16 protein-coding genes are annotated in these 15,190 nt (G+C 71.9%); 11 read left to right on the forward strand and 5 right to left on the reverse strand.

All coding sequences use genetic code 11. The features are described 5' to 3' along the window. Positions 1–56 precede the first annotated feature (56 nt). Positions 57–623 carry a GNAT family N-acetyltransferase gene (locus ABZ851_RS15275; RefSeq protein WP_361127346.1) on the reverse strand — a complete coding sequence of 189 codons (567 nt, stop codon included), beginning with the start codon at positions 621–623 and terminating at the stop codon, positions 57–59. 150 nt (positions 624–773) lie between these two features. Between ABZ851_RS15275 and ABZ851_RS15280 the strand changes: the two genes are divergently transcribed. Beyond that, positions 774–1,169, forward strand: a complete 396-nt coding sequence (locus ABZ851_RS15280; protein WP_361126750.1) for a DUF3662 domain-containing protein — start codon at positions 774–776, stop codon at positions 1,167–1,169. A 91-nt stretch (positions 1,170–1,260) separates the two neighbouring features. Here ABZ851_RS15280 and ABZ851_RS15285 read toward each other — a convergent pair whose 3' ends face one another. Both ABZ851_RS15285 and ABZ851_RS15290 read right to left on the reverse strand, forming a co-directional pair. Continuing rightward, a complete protein-coding gene (locus ABZ851_RS15285) occupies positions 1,261–1,572 on the reverse strand; it encodes a DUF4326 domain-containing protein (protein ID WP_361126753.1) in 312 nt (103 codons plus the stop codon). 213 nt (positions 1,573–1,785) lie between these two features. Continuing rightward, positions 1,786–2,082, reverse strand: coding sequence for a hypothetical protein (locus tag ABZ851_RS15290; protein WP_361126756.1), 297 nt, complete (start codon positions 2,080–2,082; stop codon positions 1,786–1,788). Positions 2,083–2,587: 505 nt separating this feature from the next. Here ABZ851_RS15290 and ABZ851_RS15295 point away from each other — a divergent pair. The 8 genes from ABZ851_RS15295 to ABZ851_RS15330 all read left to right on the forward strand — a co-directional run bounded on the left by ABZ851_RS15295 (position 2,588) and on the right by ABZ851_RS15330 (position 10,733). After that, positions 2,588–3,199, forward strand: a complete 612-nt coding sequence (locus tag ABZ851_RS15295; protein WP_336048353.1) for a flavodoxin family protein — start codon at positions 2,588–2,590, stop codon at positions 3,197–3,199. Between the two features lie 816 nt (positions 3,200–4,015). Further along, the gene (locus ABZ851_RS15300; protein WP_361126761.1) at positions 4,016–5,020 is read left to right on the forward strand and encodes a methyltransferase; all 1,005 of its coding nucleotides are present in this window, start codon (positions 4,016–4,018) and stop codon (positions 5,018–5,020) included. 29 nt (positions 5,021–5,049) lie between these two features. Continuing rightward, a complete protein-coding gene (locus ABZ851_RS15305; RefSeq protein WP_336048351.1) occupies positions 5,050–5,700 on the forward strand; it encodes a thermostable hemolysin in 651 nt (216 codons plus the stop codon). Continuing rightward, positions 5,687–7,258 carry an AMP-binding protein gene (locus ABZ851_RS15310; protein WP_361126765.1) on the forward strand — a complete coding sequence of 524 codons (1,572 nt, stop codon included), beginning with the start codon at positions 5,687–5,689 and terminating at the stop codon, positions 7,256–7,258. Before ABZ851_RS15305 ends, ABZ851_RS15310 begins: the two co-directional genes overlap by 14 nt. After that, positions 7,255–8,196, forward strand: coding sequence for a TauD/TfdA family dioxygenase (locus ABZ851_RS15315; RefSeq protein WP_361126768.1), 942 nt, complete (start codon positions 7,255–7,257; stop codon positions 8,194–8,196). Before ABZ851_RS15310 ends, ABZ851_RS15315 begins: the two co-directional genes overlap by 4 nt. Continuing rightward, positions 8,193–8,870: a class I SAM-dependent methyltransferase gene (locus ABZ851_RS15320; protein WP_361126771.1), complete on the forward strand. Its 678-nt coding sequence runs from the start codon at positions 8,193–8,195 to the stop codon at positions 8,868–8,870. The genes ABZ851_RS15315 and ABZ851_RS15320 overlap by 4 nt, the downstream gene beginning before the upstream one ends. Before the next feature lie 76 nt (positions 8,871–8,946). Then, complete coding sequence (locus tag ABZ851_RS15325) at positions 8,947–9,474, forward strand: nuclear transport factor 2 family protein (protein WP_361126774.1); 528 nt, start codon at positions 8,947–8,949, stop codon at positions 9,472–9,474. Further along, complete coding sequence (locus tag ABZ851_RS15330; protein WP_361126777.1) at positions 9,471–10,733, forward strand: amidohydrolase family protein; 1,263 nt, start codon at positions 9,471–9,473, stop codon at positions 10,731–10,733. The genes ABZ851_RS15325 and ABZ851_RS15330 overlap by 4 nt, the downstream gene beginning before the upstream one ends. 10 nt (positions 10,734–10,743) lie before the next feature. On the opposite strand, the gene ABZ851_RS15335 is transcribed toward ABZ851_RS15330, so the two are convergent. Then, positions 10,744–11,253, reverse strand: coding sequence for a MarR family transcriptional regulator (locus ABZ851_RS15335; RefSeq protein ID WP_328390448.1), 510 nt, complete (start codon positions 11,251–11,253; stop codon positions 10,744–10,746). 331 nt (positions 11,254–11,584) lie between these two features. On the opposite strand from ABZ851_RS15335, the gene ABZ851_RS15340 reads away from it, so the two are divergent. Further along, positions 11,585–12,235, forward strand: a complete 651-nt coding sequence (locus ABZ851_RS15340) for an alpha/beta hydrolase (RefSeq protein WP_361126782.1) — start codon at positions 11,585–11,587, stop codon at positions 12,233–12,235. 72 nt (positions 12,236–12,307) lie between these two features. Here ABZ851_RS15340 and ABZ851_RS15345 read toward each other — a convergent pair whose 3' ends face one another. Continuing rightward, positions 12,308–13,234 carry a CAP domain-containing protein gene (locus ABZ851_RS15345; RefSeq protein WP_361126785.1) on the reverse strand — a complete coding sequence of 309 codons (927 nt, stop codon included), beginning with the start codon at positions 13,232–13,234 and terminating at the stop codon, positions 12,308–12,310. Between the two features lie 369 nt (positions 13,235–13,603). Between ABZ851_RS15345 and ABZ851_RS15350 the strand changes: the two genes are divergently transcribed. Continuing rightward, a complete protein-coding gene (locus ABZ851_RS15350) occupies positions 13,604–15,178 on the forward strand; it encodes a sigma-70 family RNA polymerase sigma factor (protein ID WP_361126787.1) in 1,575 nt (524 codons plus the stop codon). The last annotated feature ends 12 nt before the right edge of the window (positions 15,179–15,190 follow it).

Consider the following 15,190-nt stretch of genomic DNA (forward strand, 5'->3'; position numbering starts at 1 on the left):
CATTCAGCGGTTCGGACGCTCTGCGCTCCGCCCGGACGTTCCCTCGCCCTCCAGGATCACCAGAGCTTGTCGACCTCGCCCGGGTACAACTCGATGCGGGAGTGCGGGAAGGCGGAGCGGTGCCGCCGGCTCCGGGGCGAGAAGAAGTCGGCCATGGTGACCTTGTCGAAGCCGGGGCGGTCACTGGGGAACGGGGCCAGGGGGGTCCCGCCGATCAGCACCGCGCCGGGCAGATGGTGCCAGCCCGCACTCTCGTAAAAGGTCCGGAGCGGGCGGTCGCAGGTGAACAGGCCGATGTCCGGACCGTTTGTCGCCATTGCCTCGTGGGCGGCCGTCACCAGACGGCGACCGTGGCCCTGACCGCGGGCGGAGCGACGGGTCACCACCGTGCTCAGCCCCGCGGCCCGGTAGCGCTCGCCGTCATGGACGAGGTGCTTGGTGAGGATGTCCAGCGCGGAGAGCACCGTGGCGCCGTCGACGAGCAGCATCGACACCGGTTGCAGGGCCGGGTCGTGGGCGAACGTACCGGGTGCCGAAGAGGAGTCCGGGGGCCATGCCTCGTCTCGCAACTCCGCCACCTGCGTACGCAGCGCGGGCGGGACAGCGGGTTCCGGGAACGTCATGATCGGCACCCGCCCATTGTGACCGTCGCTGCCAGGGAGGCCAAGGAATTTCCCGGTGGCCGGCCGCCCCCTCGGCTCTTGCGGGCCTCCGACGAGCCAGGACAGGCATCATGCCTGCATGCGCACCCCGCCCCAGGGCAGACGATCTCCATGGGATGGCTGATGCGTTGGGAACGTGTGGTGGAGGAATGCGAGAGCGCGCTGCTGGCCAAGATTTTCCGGACCGACCGGGTTCAGCTCTTCGACGCACTGCGGCGGGAGTGCGATGAGCACGCGGTCGTCTGCAGCCAGAGCCGCGTCCTCGTGCCCAATGACTACACCGTCGAGCTCGCACCACGGGTGCACGATGAACTGGCCGCGCGCGGTGGGCAGGTGGGGCGCTACCTGACCGATGTGCTGGATCGGCACGCCGTCGAGCGCGGATATGAATGGGCGGGGCCGCTGACCGTTCATGTCACCCTCGGCGAGGTGCCGAACGGCCGGTATCGCGTGTCGAGCGCGGCCCTCGCGCACATTCCCGTTGGTGCCGCCGGCCCCCGGGGGTGACCAGGTGCCGGGCGTAGCATCGCCGGCGGGCCCGGCCGCCCCCTCCCGGTGTCGCGCAGGGCTCCGTGCTCCGTTCACTCCGGCGGGCCGTTCACTCCGTCGAGTCGGCGATCTCGGCAATGACCTCGGCGTGGCAGGGCTCCGGGACGCACCAGCAGCCGAGCCGGCGTCCGCGCAGTGCGGGCAGGAGCGCGAGCAGGTCGGGGCGCCCCAGGAGGTAGGCGCGGTACTTCGCCAACACCTCCGCGCGGGACCCGTCCCGGCCCGGACGGAACGGACTGGCCAGCGGCGACGCCGGGAGGTGCCAGCCGCCCCGGTGCATCGCACGCCCTACGTAGACCACGTCGGCGTACTCCGGGTCGTCCCGGTGGCCCTTGAGATTGACGACCGTCGTACGTGTCATGCCTTCATTCTCACCCGGCGTGCGCGGCCGTCAGCTCCTGGCCCCCGAGTGGCCGTCCTGGCCGCCCGGCCGTCCCCCTCGTGACCGGCCGGGCGGCTGCCCCCCCCGGTAACCGGGCGGCCCCCCGTGACCGCGTACGTGCGCGGGACGGACCGCCCGGTTCGGGTTTCGCTGTCTGCGACTACCCCTGAACTGCCGGAGCCGGCATGGGGTTTACAGGGGCCGGGCCCACAGGTCCCACTGGAGGCCCGAGCCGTCGCAGAAGGGGTCGGCCCACTTGCCGCTGCTGACCAGGTCGGTGCCCGCCGCCTGGCAGCCGCCGAGGGTCCAGAACTTCTTGCCGGTCCACACGGTTCCGGGCGGGCCGTCCATCGGCTTGGTCTGGAGGTGGACGGCGGCCGGTGCTGCCTCGGTTGCGGTGGCGGCGTGTGCCTGAGCGGCGCCGCCCAGTCCGACGACCGTGAGTGCGGCGGCAACGAGCGCCGTGGTGAAGATTCGCTTGTTACGCACGTGATGTCCTTTCCCCGTAGCGGCGGGCCCCTTGCGGGCCCGTCACCCTGCACACGGATGAAGCCGGTCCGTGGTATGACACAGGATGATGTGACCTGCGCCACATCACGATACAAGCGGGTCATGGCGGTCCCGTCGCAGCGAAGTGCCGCTGCCGTGACGTCGCTTGACGGGGTATCAGTGGCTGGCTGCCGGGGGGTCCCTCTCCCCGCGTGCGTGGCCGCAGCGCGTGCCCCGATGTCCGTTTTGCCGCCCGGTCGACGATGTCGGCACCTCGGCCGTGATGGCGGGGTGTCCGACTCCTCGTGCGGTGGGCCGGGAGGGCAGAAGTGGAGGTGGTCGGGTGAACTATTCCGACCTGCCGGTTTACCTGTTCTTTTCGGGGTGTTGTCCGGAGGCGCTTGCCTTGGGGGTGTGGGCATGGATAGCGTAACCGGCACCTAAAGCTTTCTGAACAGCTTTAGTGAAAGCTAAACATCGTATTGATCCCGGGTGGGGGAGAAGCATGCAGATCAAGGTTGCGGTGGCGTACCACAGTGGATACGGCCACACCGCAAAGCAGGCGGCGGCCGTCGCGGCCGGTGCGGAGAAGGTTCCGGACACTCAGGTACGCCTGGTCTCCCTCGCCGAGCTGAACGACGAACTGTGGGAGGTACTGCAGGAGTCCGACGCCCTGATCTTCGGCACGCCGACCTACATGGGCGGCAGCAGCGCCGTCTTCCGCGCATTCGTCGAGGCCACCAGCCAGGTCTGGGGCGACAACATGCGCTGGAAGAACAAGATCGCCGGTGGCTTCACCAACAGCGGCAACATGGCGGGTGACAAGCTCAACGCGCTGATCGACATCGCGCTGTTCGCCGCCCAGCACGGCATGATCTGGGTCGGTCTCGCCGAGTACGGCGGCTGGAACACCTCCTCCGGCAGCCCCGAGGACCTCAACCGGCTCGGCAGCTGGCTGGGCGCCATGTCGCAGTCCAACAACGACGAGGGGGCCGACGTCACCCCCTGTGCCAGCGATCTGCGTACCGCCGAGGCACTGGGCCGCCGGATCGCCGAGACCGCCCACGTGCACCGGGCCGGCCGGGCGGCCGTCGGGTTCGACGAGGTCTCCGCCTGACCGTTCACGATGCGTACGGGGGGCGCTGCGCCCGTGAGGGGGGCCCGATGAACAACCGTCGGACGACTGTGGCGCGGTGCGCTAACGCGCGGTCCGAGGGCGGTCCGGGGCGCAGCGTTCAGCCGTCACGCCTGGACCGGGGCGGCCGGCGCATGTCCGCTGCCCGGCGGGGCCGCGGTCGCGGATTCCGCGGCGGTCCCCGGTCTTCTCCCAGGTGTGGCCCCGGGCGCGCCCCGTCCGGAGCCGGCCGGCCCCGGCGGGTTCCGGGAGACCGCGACGGCGCCGCGGCACCGTTCCCTCACGCCTGAGCACCCGCTCGGCACCGTTCATTCCCACCCGACCGCACCCCCGCCGAGGACACTGCCGCCGGGCCCCGCACCGGCCTCGTACACGAAGCCGTTGGGCAAGCGCTGAGCCCGATACCCCAGGGTTCCGCGACATCCGGACGGTGGTTTCGCCGATGCCGTAACCGGGCGGGGTGGTTCCACGCGCGCCGCGGCCGGGCCAGGAACGAAAACCCCGCCCGGTGGGCCCGTCCACCGGCGCGGAGTACCACAGCCCCCACAGCGCGGAGTACCACGGCCGCAACGGCGTGGAGTATGACTGCCGCCACGGCGCGGGGCATCTCGCCGCGCCCGCGCGGCACGGCCGGAGCCGGTTCGCCCCCACGCGCAGCCGCTCCCCGGCCGGGTAAAGCTCGTCCCCGTCCGGCAGTCCCATCACCCACACCGTGCCCGCGGCCGCCGCGAGCACGGCATGTCCTGGTCGCGTCCGTCCGCGCGGCCGTTGCCACCTGCCATCCCGAGGAGACCAGCCATGTTCAAGACCACCACCGACGCCGAGCTGGCGGGCAACCCGATCGACGAGGTGATCGGATCCACCATCCGCTACGCGGCACTCACCTCCGCCGCCAAGCTCGGTATCTTCACCGCGCTGGAGGAGGACGGTCCCCAGACCCTCGACGAGCTGGCCAAGTCCATCGGCGCGAGTACGGACGGCACCCGCGCGGTGGCCGACGTCGCCGCCGTCCTGGGCTGGCTCACCCTGGAGGACGGGCGCTACCGCAACGGCCCGCTCGCCGAACGCTGGCTGGGCAAGAACGCCGAGTACGACTTCACCCCGGCGCTGTTGTGGGCCTATGAACTCACCAACGTCATGTGGGATCTGCCGCAGGCCGTACGGGACGGCAAGCCCGCCCGGTCGCTGTGGGAGCGCTGGGCCGGCAACCCCGAGGCCGGGCGGGACTTCTCCGCGTACATGCGGGTCAAGTCGCGCCTGACGGTGCGGTCCATCGTCGATGCCGTGCCGCTGCCCGAAGGGGCGCGGCGCCTGCTCGACCTGGGCGGCTCGCACGGTCTGCACTCCATGGCCATGTGCGAACGGCACCCCGAACTCACCGCGACCATCGTCGACCTGCCCGAGGCGCTTGCCGACACCGGAGCCGCGATCGAGGAGGCGGGGCTGGCCGACCGGATCAGCCTCCAGCGCGGCAGCTTCCTCAGCGGCGACCTCGGCACCGGATATGACGTGGTCTTCCTCTTCGAGATCGTGCACAACCACACCGACGAGGAGAACCGGGACCTGATCGCGCGGGCCGCCAAGGCGCTGCGTCCCGGCGGCCGGATCGTGGTGCTGGAAGACGTCCGCGGCGAACAGCTCGACGAGCACAACGCGGCGTTCTCCCTGGCGATGTTCGCCTGCTCCGGCGACCGCACCTACAGCCTGCCGGAGATCTCCGGGTGGCTCACCGGGGCGGGCCTGAAGACCGTCGAGCGGATCGCACTGCCCTCATCCGTCTCCCTGGTCGTCGGCACCAAGTAACGCCGGCAGCCGGGGAAGGGGGGAGCACCGTGCAGATCGATCTGGCACACCGGGCGACCAGCGCATGGCTGGACGCCGCGGACCTCGCTCGTGAGGTGTACGCCCAGGCATATGGCGCCGATGTGGCGCCCCGGCCCGACTCGTTCATCGTCGCCCGCCCGGCCTGCGGCGGGGCGGCGGAGCCCTGCCCGCCACTGGCCTGCGCGGGGCTCACCTTCGGCAGGGAGCAGGAGTTGTTCTCCGAGCGGTATCTCGACACCGGAGTCGAGGCCGCCGTACGGGCCCACCTCGGGGTCACGGTGGACCGCAGGCGGGTGGTGGAGGTGGGGGCACTGGCCACCCGCCGCGTCTCGGTCGGCCGCGAACTGATCAGAGCCACCCCGATCATCTCTTGGTGCCTGGGCATGGAGTACATCCTGTGCACCGTCACCCGGAGCCTGATCACGACGCTGGGCCGTACCGGCATCTGCTTCGTGCCGTTCGGGCCCGCCGACCCGGGCCGGCTGTCCCCGGACGAGGCGGCGTGCTGGGGCTCGTACTACGACCACCAGCCGCAGGTCGGTGTCATCGCGCTGAACGCCCTGGACCGGCTGTTCTCCGACACCACCGGGCGTTACTCGGTCACCGATCTCCAACTGAGCATCAGCGCCATGGAGGTGGCCGGTCATGCGGGCCATTAGGGAGAGCCTGGTCAGGTTCGGTGAGTCGGCACGCCCGATGATCGAGGTACTGGGGGAGGACGGCACCCCGGCCCGGACCCTCAGCTACCAGGAGGTCACCCGCCGGGCCGCGGACCTCGCCCACCGGATCGGACGGGGAGACGGCCGGCCGCTGCGCATCGGCGTGGTCTGCGGCAACACTCCCGAATTCGTGGTCGCCGACCTGGCGCTGATCGCCGCACACGCCATCGAGGTGCCGGTCCCGCTCGCCTTCTCCGCCGAACAGGCCGCCGGGCTGCTGGCGGAGACCGAGCTGTGCCTGGCGGACGCGGCCGGGCAGGAGCGGCTGACGCAGTGGGGGAGGGACCGGGTCCTGGGCCCGCACTGCACGGTGCTGCCGCTGTCCACGGACGAGCCCGTGCCATCCGCGCCGTTGGTGCTGCCACCGGCCGGCGCCGGCCGGACGGACTGGGAGTGCAAGGTCATCCACACCTCCGGCACCACCTCACGCCCCAAAGGCGTGCGGATCCGGGCGGCGGCGCTGCATGAACTGCTGCGATCGCTGCGGTCGGTGATGCCCCGCGGGGCGTTCACCCGCTACCTCTCCCTCGTCCCGTTCAGCCTGCTCATCGAGCAGGTCACCGGCCTCTACATGGTCCTGCTCGACGGCGGGACGCTCGTCCTGATGCCGCCGGGCAAGGCCCTGGTCGGCACCGCGGCGGCGGCCGCGGCGGACGCCCTGCCGTATGTGGCGGCGTCCCGCCCGACCGCGATGGTCGCCACACCCGCGCTCGTCGATGCTTTCGCCACCGCCGCCGACGAGGCCGCGGCGAGCGGGCGGGCGGTGGCACCGGCCCTGTTCGGGACTCCCGGCGCGCCGCTCATCTGCTGCGGCGGTGCGCCCGTGCACCCCGATCTGCTGCACCGTCTGGAGGAGCACGGCCTCCCCGTCCACGAGGGGTACGGTCTCTCCGAGAACAGCTCCGTGGTCAGCTGGAACACTCCGTCCGCCCGCCGCCTGGGCACCGTGGGCCGCCCGCTGCCGCACGTCCGCGTCAAGATCGCCGACGATGGCGAACTCCTGGTCAGCAGCACCTCGCTGTTCGCCGGCTACACCCGCGACGACCCCTCCAGCCTCCTCCTCGACGCCGACGGCTGGCTCCGCACCGGCGACCTCGCCCACCTCGACGAGGAGGGGTTCCTCCGCATCACCGGACGCAAGAAGAATGTCATCATCACCGCGGCGGGCCGCAACGTGGCTCCCGAGTGGGTCGAGGCACAGTACGCCCAACTCCCTTTCGTCCGTGCCGTCGCGGTGGTCGGCGACGGACTCACCGCGCTGCACGGACTCTTCCTCGTCGACGGGGCCACCGGGCTCGCGGCGGCCGAGGCGGCCGTCCGGGAGTTCGGCGAGGCGCACCTCTCCGAAGTGGAGCGGGTCGCGGTACCGCACCTCGTGGTGGCCGGCGACCACCTCTACCGCAGGTTCTTCACCGTCACCGGCAGGCCCATGCGGGCAGCCATCCGCACCGCTCTGACCGAGGGAACGCTGCACGACCACCAAGGAGCTGACGCATGACCACGATCGCTGACGTCCGGCCCTACGGCGCCGCCACCGGCCGGCTCGTGCAACCGGCCGGGGACCGCTCGCTGGGTGCGCTGGACCCCGCCTGGGTCACCGGGCTGCTCGCCGACGCCGGCTTCCTGCTCTTCCGCGGTTTCCACACCGGCCTGGCGGAGTTCACCTCGTTCGTGAAGGCGCACTCCAGCCGGATCACCCTCGACCCGGCGCGCTCCTTCCACGGCGGTGAGGTGGCGCAGAAGGTGGACGCGGGCACCGGCGCCGTCGGCCTCCACCTGGAGAACGGCAACAGCCCCTTCGGCCCCGACCTGACGTGGTTCCTGTGCGAGAAGGCCGCCGCCAGGGGCTCGCAGACCACGGTCTGTGACGGCTACCGCGTCTGGGACGCGGCCGGCGACACGGCCCGCGCGGTCTTCGGCATCAAGGACATCATGTACAGCCGCCGGGTGGAGGAGCCCAAGTGGAAGGCGTTCGTCTGCCACCAGACCGAGGGCCGCAAGAAACTCGACGACATCACCTTCGCCGATATGAAGGAGCTGGTGGGCAGGAACGTGTCCACCACCCTTCAGCTCGCCGACGACGGTTCCCTCCACTACGCGTTCCGCACCGGCGCCGCCCGTGCCACGCTCTTCGGCAGCCGGCGCGCCTGGGCCAACAGCATCTTCGGCCCCTCGTACAACTACGAGGCCCCGCGCATCACCTTCGCCGACGGCACCGAGATACCCGATGAACTCCTCGCCGAATTCCGCCGGCTCACCACCGAACTGACCGAGGAGATCGACTGGCGGGACGGCGATCTGGCGCTGATCGACAACACCCGGGTGATGCACGGCCGGCGCGAAATCCTCGACACCGACCGGACCGTCTACAACGCACAGAGCTACCTCGACCCCGCGCTGGCGGCCGCGGCGCGGGACGGGAGGGCGCGGCGATGACCACCCCACTCACCGGGCTCGACGACGAGCGGGTACGCGCCGTCCTGGACGAGATCGCCCGCGGTGCCGAGCACCACGATCCGGACGTGATGAAGCGCGCCTACGCCACGGCGGCCGACTGGCCGCAGCCGCCCACCGCCCGGCAGGCCGCCGAGCTGTGTGCCCAGGCCGCGCTGCCCGTGCACCCGGAGGTCGGCACCTTCCTGTACCAGCTCGTACGGAGCCTGCGGCCGGCCCTCGTGGTGGAGTTCGGCACCTCCTTCGGCGCTTCGACGCTCTATGCGGCGGCGGCGCTGCGCGACAATGGCGGCGGCCGCATCATCGGCTCGGAGCTGCACCCCGGCAAGGCCGACCGCGCACGCGGCCACCTGCGGCGGGCGGGGCTCGATGCCTACGCCGAGATCAGGACCGGCGACGCCCGCGAACGGCTCGCCGCGCTTCCCGGTCCGGCCGACCTGGTGCTGCTGGACGGATGGAAGGAGCTCTACCTGCCGGTCCTCAGGGTGCTGGAACCCGCCCTGCGGGCCGGCTCCCTGGTGGTCTCCGACAACCTGCCGATGCTGCCGCCCGAGTTCACCGACCACGTCCGCACCGCCGGCAACGGCTACCTCTCCCAGCAGCTCCCGCTGGGAGACGGCATCGAATTCTCCCTCCGCCTCCAGCACGCAGCATGACGCCACGGCCGGCCCGGCTCCGCGCCCCCGCCGGCCCGCGCGCCACCCCGTACGCACGGAAAGGCACCGAACACCCGTGAAACCCCGAACCCCCCGCCGTACCCTGCTCCGGGCCGGCCTCGCCGCACTGCCCCTGGCGTCGGTGACACCGGCCGCACACGCCGCCGAGCGGGCCGGCCGCCTCACCGCCGCCGATGTCTCCGCCTGGACCGAGGCCTATCTGGAGGCCTGGCGGACCAAGAACGACACCGCCGCGGTCCGGCTGTTCACCCCCGACGCCGTGTACGAGGCGGTGCCCGGCGTCCCGGCCCAGACCTTCCGCGGGCGCGAGGCCATCGGCCGCTACTGGCGCGACATCACCGCAGGCCAGAGTGAGATGACCGGCCGCCATGGCACCCCCGTCGTCACCGGGAACCGGGCGGCCGTCGAACTCTGGGTCACGCTACGGGCCCCCGCCATCAACCCCGACGGCGACCACTGGGTCACCTTCCTGGAGAGCAACATCCTGCTCTTCGCCCCCGACGGCCGCTGCCGGCGCAACACCGAGTACTGGAACCTCCAGATGGGCCGCCTGGCACCGCCCCAGGGGTGGGGCACTGCATGAGCACCGCCCGTTCGCTCCTCACCGGGGGCCGCGTCCTCACCATGGACCCGGCCCTCGGTGAACTGCCGTCCGCCGACATCCTGGTGGAGGACGGCCGGATCACCGCCGTGGAACCCCGTATCGACGCCTCGGGCGTGGACGAACGCATCGACGCCCACGGGTGCCTCGTGCTCCCCGGCTTCATCGACACCCACCGCCACATGTGGCAGGCGGCGCTGCGCGGCAGCGGCGCCGACCAGACCCTCGACCAGTACTTCGCGACCGTCCTGCACACCCTGGCACCCCGGCTCACCGCCGACGATCTCCACCTGGGGAACCTGCTGAGCGCGCTGGGCGCCCTGGACGCGGGGGTGACCACTGTCCAGGACATCTCCAACATCGCCAAGCCGACCGAGGAGCACACCGACGCACTGCTCGACGCGCTCACCGGATCGGGGCTGCGCAGCGTCTTCGCCTACGGACACGGCACGGCACAGGACGCCCGCCGGGTCCGTACCCGCAGGCTGCACGCCAAGGACGGCCTGGTGACCATGGCACTCAACGCCGAGGCCGGCAGCGACGAGACCATCCGGCGCGGCTGGGGTCTGGCCCGTGAACTGGACGTGCCGACCGCCCTGCACGTCCGGGGCGGCAGCCCGGTCTCCCGGCTGCGCCGCCTCGGTGTGCTGCGGCCCGGGGCGGTGTTCATCCACGGCACCGGGATGGACGCCGGTGAGCTGCGGCTGATCCACGACAGCGGTGGGGCGCTGTCGGTCGCACCCGCCATCGAAATGACCATGGGCCACGGCCTGCCCCCGTTCGCCGAGGCGGTGGCCGCCGGCCTGCGCCCCAGCCTCAGCGTGGACGTCGAAGTCGCCGCACCCAGCGATATGTTCACCCAGCTGCGGGCCGCCTTCCAGATCGGGCGCTTCGCCGCCCTGCAAGGCCATGCGGGCCCCGACGCGCCCTTGCTCACGGCCCGGGAGGTCCTGGAGTTCGCCACGCTCGGCGGCGCCGAAGCACTCGGGATGGCGGACCGCATCGGCTCGCTGGCCCCGGGCAAGCAGGCCGATGTGATCGTGCTGCGGACCGACCGGCCCGGTGTGGCGCCGGTCCATGACGCCACCGCGGCCGTCGTGTCGGCGATGGACCGCGCCGATGTCGACACCGTGATGGTCGCCGGACGGATCGCCAAGCGGCGTGGGCAGCTGGTGTACGCCGGGCTGCCGCGGCTGCTGGCACGGGCACAGGACCTGCGCGACCGGCTGGCCAACCGCTGACGCCACCGCGTCAGCGGCGGATCAGCACACCTTCCTCGATGGCGGCGAGCGCGATCCGCAACTGTTCGCTGAGGGCCTTCGCGGTGCGTTCCGGAATGCGGTCGACGAGGCGGGCGTGCACGGCGGTGGTGGCGCGCACCGCCGCCTCGGCGGTCTCCACCCCGCTGGGCGTGAGCTGCACCCAGCTGCTGCGCGCATCGTCCTCGGCCGCCGCGCGGGTGACATAGCCGGCGGCCACCAGGCGCTTGATGACATTGCTGGTCCCACCGGAGGACAGCAGGAGCGCGTGCGTGAGCTCGGTCGGCTTGAGGCGGTAGGGAGCGCCGATCCGCCGCAGCGTGGCGAGCACCCCGTACTCGGCCTGGGTCAGCCCCAGCTTCTCCAGTTCGGCACTTGCCGCGACGTCGAAGGCCGACACCAACAGGGCGGTCCGTTTGGCGAGTTCCAGCGGGAGGCCGGCGATTTCGGGCAGCTCGTGTCCCCATGCCGAGATGATCTCGTCTACGTGGTCAGGCTCCACCGTGAACCGCCTTCCCTCTTCCTCATAGCTCAGTCCAAAGATATCCCACCGTCCGGACAGGCACCTTCTGACCTGGGGAGACTGCGTGATCGCCAGATGTGGACATGGTGAAAAGCTATCCAGGTAGCTTTCAATATAGCTTTTCTCAATGCTTTCCTTCTACGCTTCTCCCATGTTTCCTCGTGAGTCGAAGTGTGCTCTGGCCATGGCGGCGGTCCTGGCCCTGGCTCTGACCGGCGCCTCCGCCTGCGCCGGCCGCGCCGGGGACCCGGCGCCGCAAGGAAGCGCGATGGCGCAAACCCATCGCTCCACGAAGGAAGGAACCGTCGGCATGGCAGAGTTCAGCGCCGCACCGGACCGGCTGCCGTCGTGCTTCCGCGGCGTCCGGGGCGCCACCGCGTACCGTCTGCCCGGTTCCGCGGGGCGCGGCCGTCTGGTCACCGTGGGCAGCGGCCCGCACGGTGTCGTCTTCGCCCCCATCTCCTGGGGCGATGCCTGTGAATGGGCGGCCGAGGCCAAGCGGCTCGCGGCCGGCGGCTATCACGTCGTCACCTTCGACTGGGGCGGGGACCGCCGCCGGACCGTGGCCGACGCGACCCGGTTGCTGCGGTCGCGTGGCACCACGAGCGTGGCCTGGGTGGGCGGTTGCCTGGGTGGCACGCTCATGCTCGGCATGCTCACGGACCGCACCGCCCGCCCCGCCGGAGTCGCCGGCATCAGCCCGCTGGCCTCCCTGGGCGGCTACACCGCCGGGAGCGGTACCTCCTACGACGGCGAACTGCTGCTCCTGGGCACCGCCGACGATCCGCTCTCCGACGAGGGAAAGCTGCGGGAGGTCGCCCACGGTTTCCCGCAGGCCGAGGTGACCGTCCTGCCCGGTACTCTCCACGCCGCCGAGATCTTCGCCGGTCCGCACGGCGGGGCGGCCCGCCGCAGCCTGGACGGCTTCCTCGGGCGGACGTTCGCCCCGGCGGGCGGCTGACCTGCGAGGTTCGCGCCCCGGTGCCGCCCCGGCCGCCGAAGCGCCGGGGCGGCACCGGGATGTCGGGGCCGGTCAGGAGTGAGTGGCGAAGTCCTGGGTCCACCACGGGCCGTTGGCGCTGAGATTGACGCCCACCCCGGTGGATTTGTACGAGCAGTTGAGGATGTTGTCGCGATGCCCCGGGCTCTCCATCCAGCCCTTCATCGCCGTCGCCGGATCCTTGGGGCTCTTGAAGATGTTCTCGGCCCAACTGCTCCACGCGAAACCCGCTTTGGTCATCCGGGTTCCCGGGTCCACGCCTTCCGGGGTGTTGTGCTCGTAGTAGTTGCGGGCCGCCATGTCGTCCGAGTGGGCCTGCGCCGCGGCCTGCAGATGGGAGTCGACGGTGAGCGGACCACAACCGTGTTGCGCCCGCTGGGCGTTGACCAGCTCGACGATCTTCTGGGCGAACGCCGCGGCGGTGCCCGTCGCGGCCCGGTTTCCGGCTGGGGCGGCGGCCCCCGTTCCCGACTCGGGACGGGCCGCGCGCGGCTGTGCGCTCTTGGCGGTGTCCGCGCTGCGGCCGGTGCGGGAGGCGTGCGGCCGGGGCGCGGAGTGCTGCTTGCCGGGTCGTTTCGCCTCGGACGGGGAGGCCGAGGGCCGGTGGCTCTTGGCCGGGCGGGAGGCGGTCGGCGCCGGGGGAGTGGAGGTCGTGGCGGCCGGTGCCGCCGGCGCGGACTGGTCTGCCGCGAGCGCCTGGTCGGTTCCGGAGCCGGACCGTATCAGCGCCACGCCGGAGGCGCCCACCACGATCACCGAGGCCACGGCCAGCAGCGTCGCGTTCCGCCGGGGGTGAGCGCCGCCGCGGTGCTGACCGCCGGTCCGTCCGTGCCGGCCCCCTGAGCGGCCGCCGGCGCCGGACGGGCCGGAACGCCGCGGTGCGGCGGAGCCGTTCGCCCGGCGGCCGCCGCCCGTCGTGGCCTCGTCGTGGAACTCCGTCTGCAGGTGGTCGTTGTTCATGGTTCCGTTTCCTGTGGGGGCTGGGGATCTGCCGGCCGGGCGGAGCCGCGTGGCACGTGGTCCGTGGGGGCCGACACATGGGAGATCCCGGGAACGGACCCGGATAACGAAAAGCTCGGAAGTTTTTTCCGTGGCCTCCTCAACGGCCTCCTCGGTGGCCTCCTCGGAGGTCGTGTCGCAGCCCCTCGGCGGTCATGACGTGGGCCGGCTGCCATGACGCGTGGCGGGCCGTCGCCACGGGACTGAGCCCCGCGCGTGGCCCCGGGCGCGGCTGCTTCCCGGATCCGCGTAGGTTTTTCTGTTATTGCGACGGGCTCGCGGGGTCACCTGAGTGCGGGGGCTACGAGTACGCACGGATGAACAGGGTGAATGGGCGTGAAGCAGGAAAACGGGACGGCGGCTGTCGAGGCCGCCAAGGCCGGGGACGAGCATGCCCGGGAGGAGCTGATCGCCTCCTACCTGCCGCTGATCTACAACGTCGTGGGACGTGCACTGGACGGCCATGCGGACGTCGATGACGTGGTGCAGGAGACCATGCTGCGTGTCCTGGAGTCGCTGTCGGACCTGCGGGAGCCGGCGTCCTTCCGCTCCTGGCTGGTGGCGATCGCCATGAACCAGGTGCGCCGCCGTTGGACCGCCGACCGCAAGGCACCCGTTGTCGGCTGGGACCAGGCGCCGGAACGGGCCGACCGCGCCGCCGATTTCGTGGACCTGACCATCCTGAAACTCGGACTGTCCGGCCAGCGCCGTGAAGTGGCCGCGGCCACCCGGTGGCTGGACGAGGGGGACCGGTCACTGCTGTCCCTGTGGTGGCTGGAGGCCGCCGGGGAGATCACCAGGCCGGAGCTGGTGGCCGCCGTCGGCATCGACTCCCGCCACGCGGCGGTCCGGGTGCAGCGGATGAAGGAGCAGCTGGAGGCCGGGCGCGTGGTGGTCCGTGCGCTCTCGGCGAGCCCGCCGTGCCCCGATCTGGCCCAGGTGACCGCCACGTGGGACAACGAACCCTGTGCCCTCTGGCGCAAACGCATATCCCGCCATGCCCGCCGGTGCGCGGCCTGCTCCGGGCACTGGGACGACCTCCTGCCCGCCGAAGGACTGCTGGCCGGCCTCGCCCTGCTGCCGCTGCCCGCGCACCTCACTCCGCCGGCCGCCCTGGCCCCCACCGCCGCTACGGCGTCGGCGACCGCGGCGCCTGCCCACCAGGTGTCCGGGGCGTCCGGAGTACCTGGCGCATCCGAGGTGCCCGGGGCGTCCGGAGCGCCCGGCGCTCACCCTCTGCCGAAGCGGCTGCCCCGGCCCCGCCGGGTGAAGAAGGGCACCGTCGTAACGGGCACCGCCACGCTCGCCGTGGCCGTCACCGCCGCCTTGTGGTGGTGGCCCGGTACGCCGCCGGCCGAACGGAAGGACGCAGGGAGGGACGAGCCGAAGGCGGCCCGTACCGCGCCCTCACCCCCGCCGACGCCGGACCCCGCACCTACCCCCACCCCCACGCCCACTCCGTCCCCGACGCGGACCGCCACCGCGTCCCCCACCCCCTCCGCCCGGCCTGCCCCCGCCGCGCCCAGCCTGGAAGAACAGGCCACCTCACTGATCAACCAGCGGCGGGCCCAGGCCGGCTGCGGGCCGCTGCACATCGACCGGAGACTGCACACCGCGGCGCGGCGCCACTCCGCCGACATGGCGGCCCGTCAGTACTACGAGCACAACGCCCCGGACGGTACCGGCCCCGACCAGCGGATCACCGCCGCCGGATACCGGTGGAGCAGCTGGGGCGAGAACCTCGACCGGGGTCCGCGCACTGCCGCTGCGGCGGTGAACGACTGGATGGGCGACGCCATGCACCGCGACAACCTGCTCAACTGCAAGTTCACGTCGGTCGGCACCGGCGTCGTCCAGGGAGCGGGCGGGCCCTGGTGGACCCAGGACCTCGCGGCACCGCGCTGACCCGCGCGCTCC

It is taken from the genome of Streptomyces sp. NPDC047049, assembly GCF_040643995.1.
Classification (GTDB): Bacteria; Actinomycetota; Actinomycetes; order Streptomycetales; family Streptomycetaceae; genus Streptomyces; species Streptomyces mooreae.

Excerpts from the sequence above, each read along its gene's own strand:
- ABZ851_RS15275 (WP_361127346.1), bottom strand. The coding sequence starts at position 623 with ATGACGTTCCCGGAACCCGCTGTCCCGCCCGCGCTGCGTACGCAGGTG.
- ABZ851_RS15280 (WP_361126750.1), top strand. The coding sequence starts at position 774 with ATGGGATGGCTGATGCGTTGGGAACGTGTGGTGGAGGAATGCGAGAGC.
- ABZ851_RS15285 (WP_361126753.1), bottom strand. The coding sequence starts at position 1,572 with ATGACACGTACGACGGTCGTCAATCTCAAGGGCCACCGGGACGACCCG.
- ABZ851_RS15295 (WP_336048353.1), top strand. The coding sequence starts at position 2,588 with ATGCAGATCAAGGTTGCGGTGGCGTACCACAGTGGATACGGCCACACC.
- ABZ851_RS15300 (WP_361126761.1), top strand. The coding sequence starts at position 4,016 with ATGTTCAAGACCACCACCGACGCCGAGCTGGCGGGCAACCCGATCGAC.
- ABZ851_RS15310 (WP_361126765.1), top strand. The coding sequence starts at position 5,687 with ATGCGGGCCATTAGGGAGAGCCTGGTCAGGTTCGGTGAGTCGGCACGC.
- ABZ851_RS15315 (WP_361126768.1), top strand. The coding sequence starts at position 7,255 with ATGACCACGATCGCTGACGTCCGGCCCTACGGCGCCGCCACCGGCCGG.
- ABZ851_RS15320 (WP_361126771.1), top strand. The coding sequence starts at position 8,193 with ATGACCACCCCACTCACCGGGCTCGACGACGAGCGGGTACGCGCCGTC.
- ABZ851_RS15330 (WP_361126777.1), top strand. The coding sequence starts at position 9,471 with ATGAGCACCGCCCGTTCGCTCCTCACCGGGGGCCGCGTCCTCACCATG.
- ABZ851_RS15340 (WP_361126782.1), top strand. The coding sequence starts at position 11,585 with ATGGCAGAGTTCAGCGCCGCACCGGACCGGCTGCCGTCGTGCTTCCGC.
- ABZ851_RS15345 (WP_361126785.1), bottom strand. The coding sequence starts at position 13,234 with ATGAACAACGACCACCTGCAGACGGAGTTCCACGACGAGGCCACGACG.
- ABZ851_RS15350 (WP_361126787.1), top strand. The coding sequence starts at position 13,604 with ATGGGCGTGAAGCAGGAAAACGGGACGGCGGCTGTCGAGGCCGCCAAG.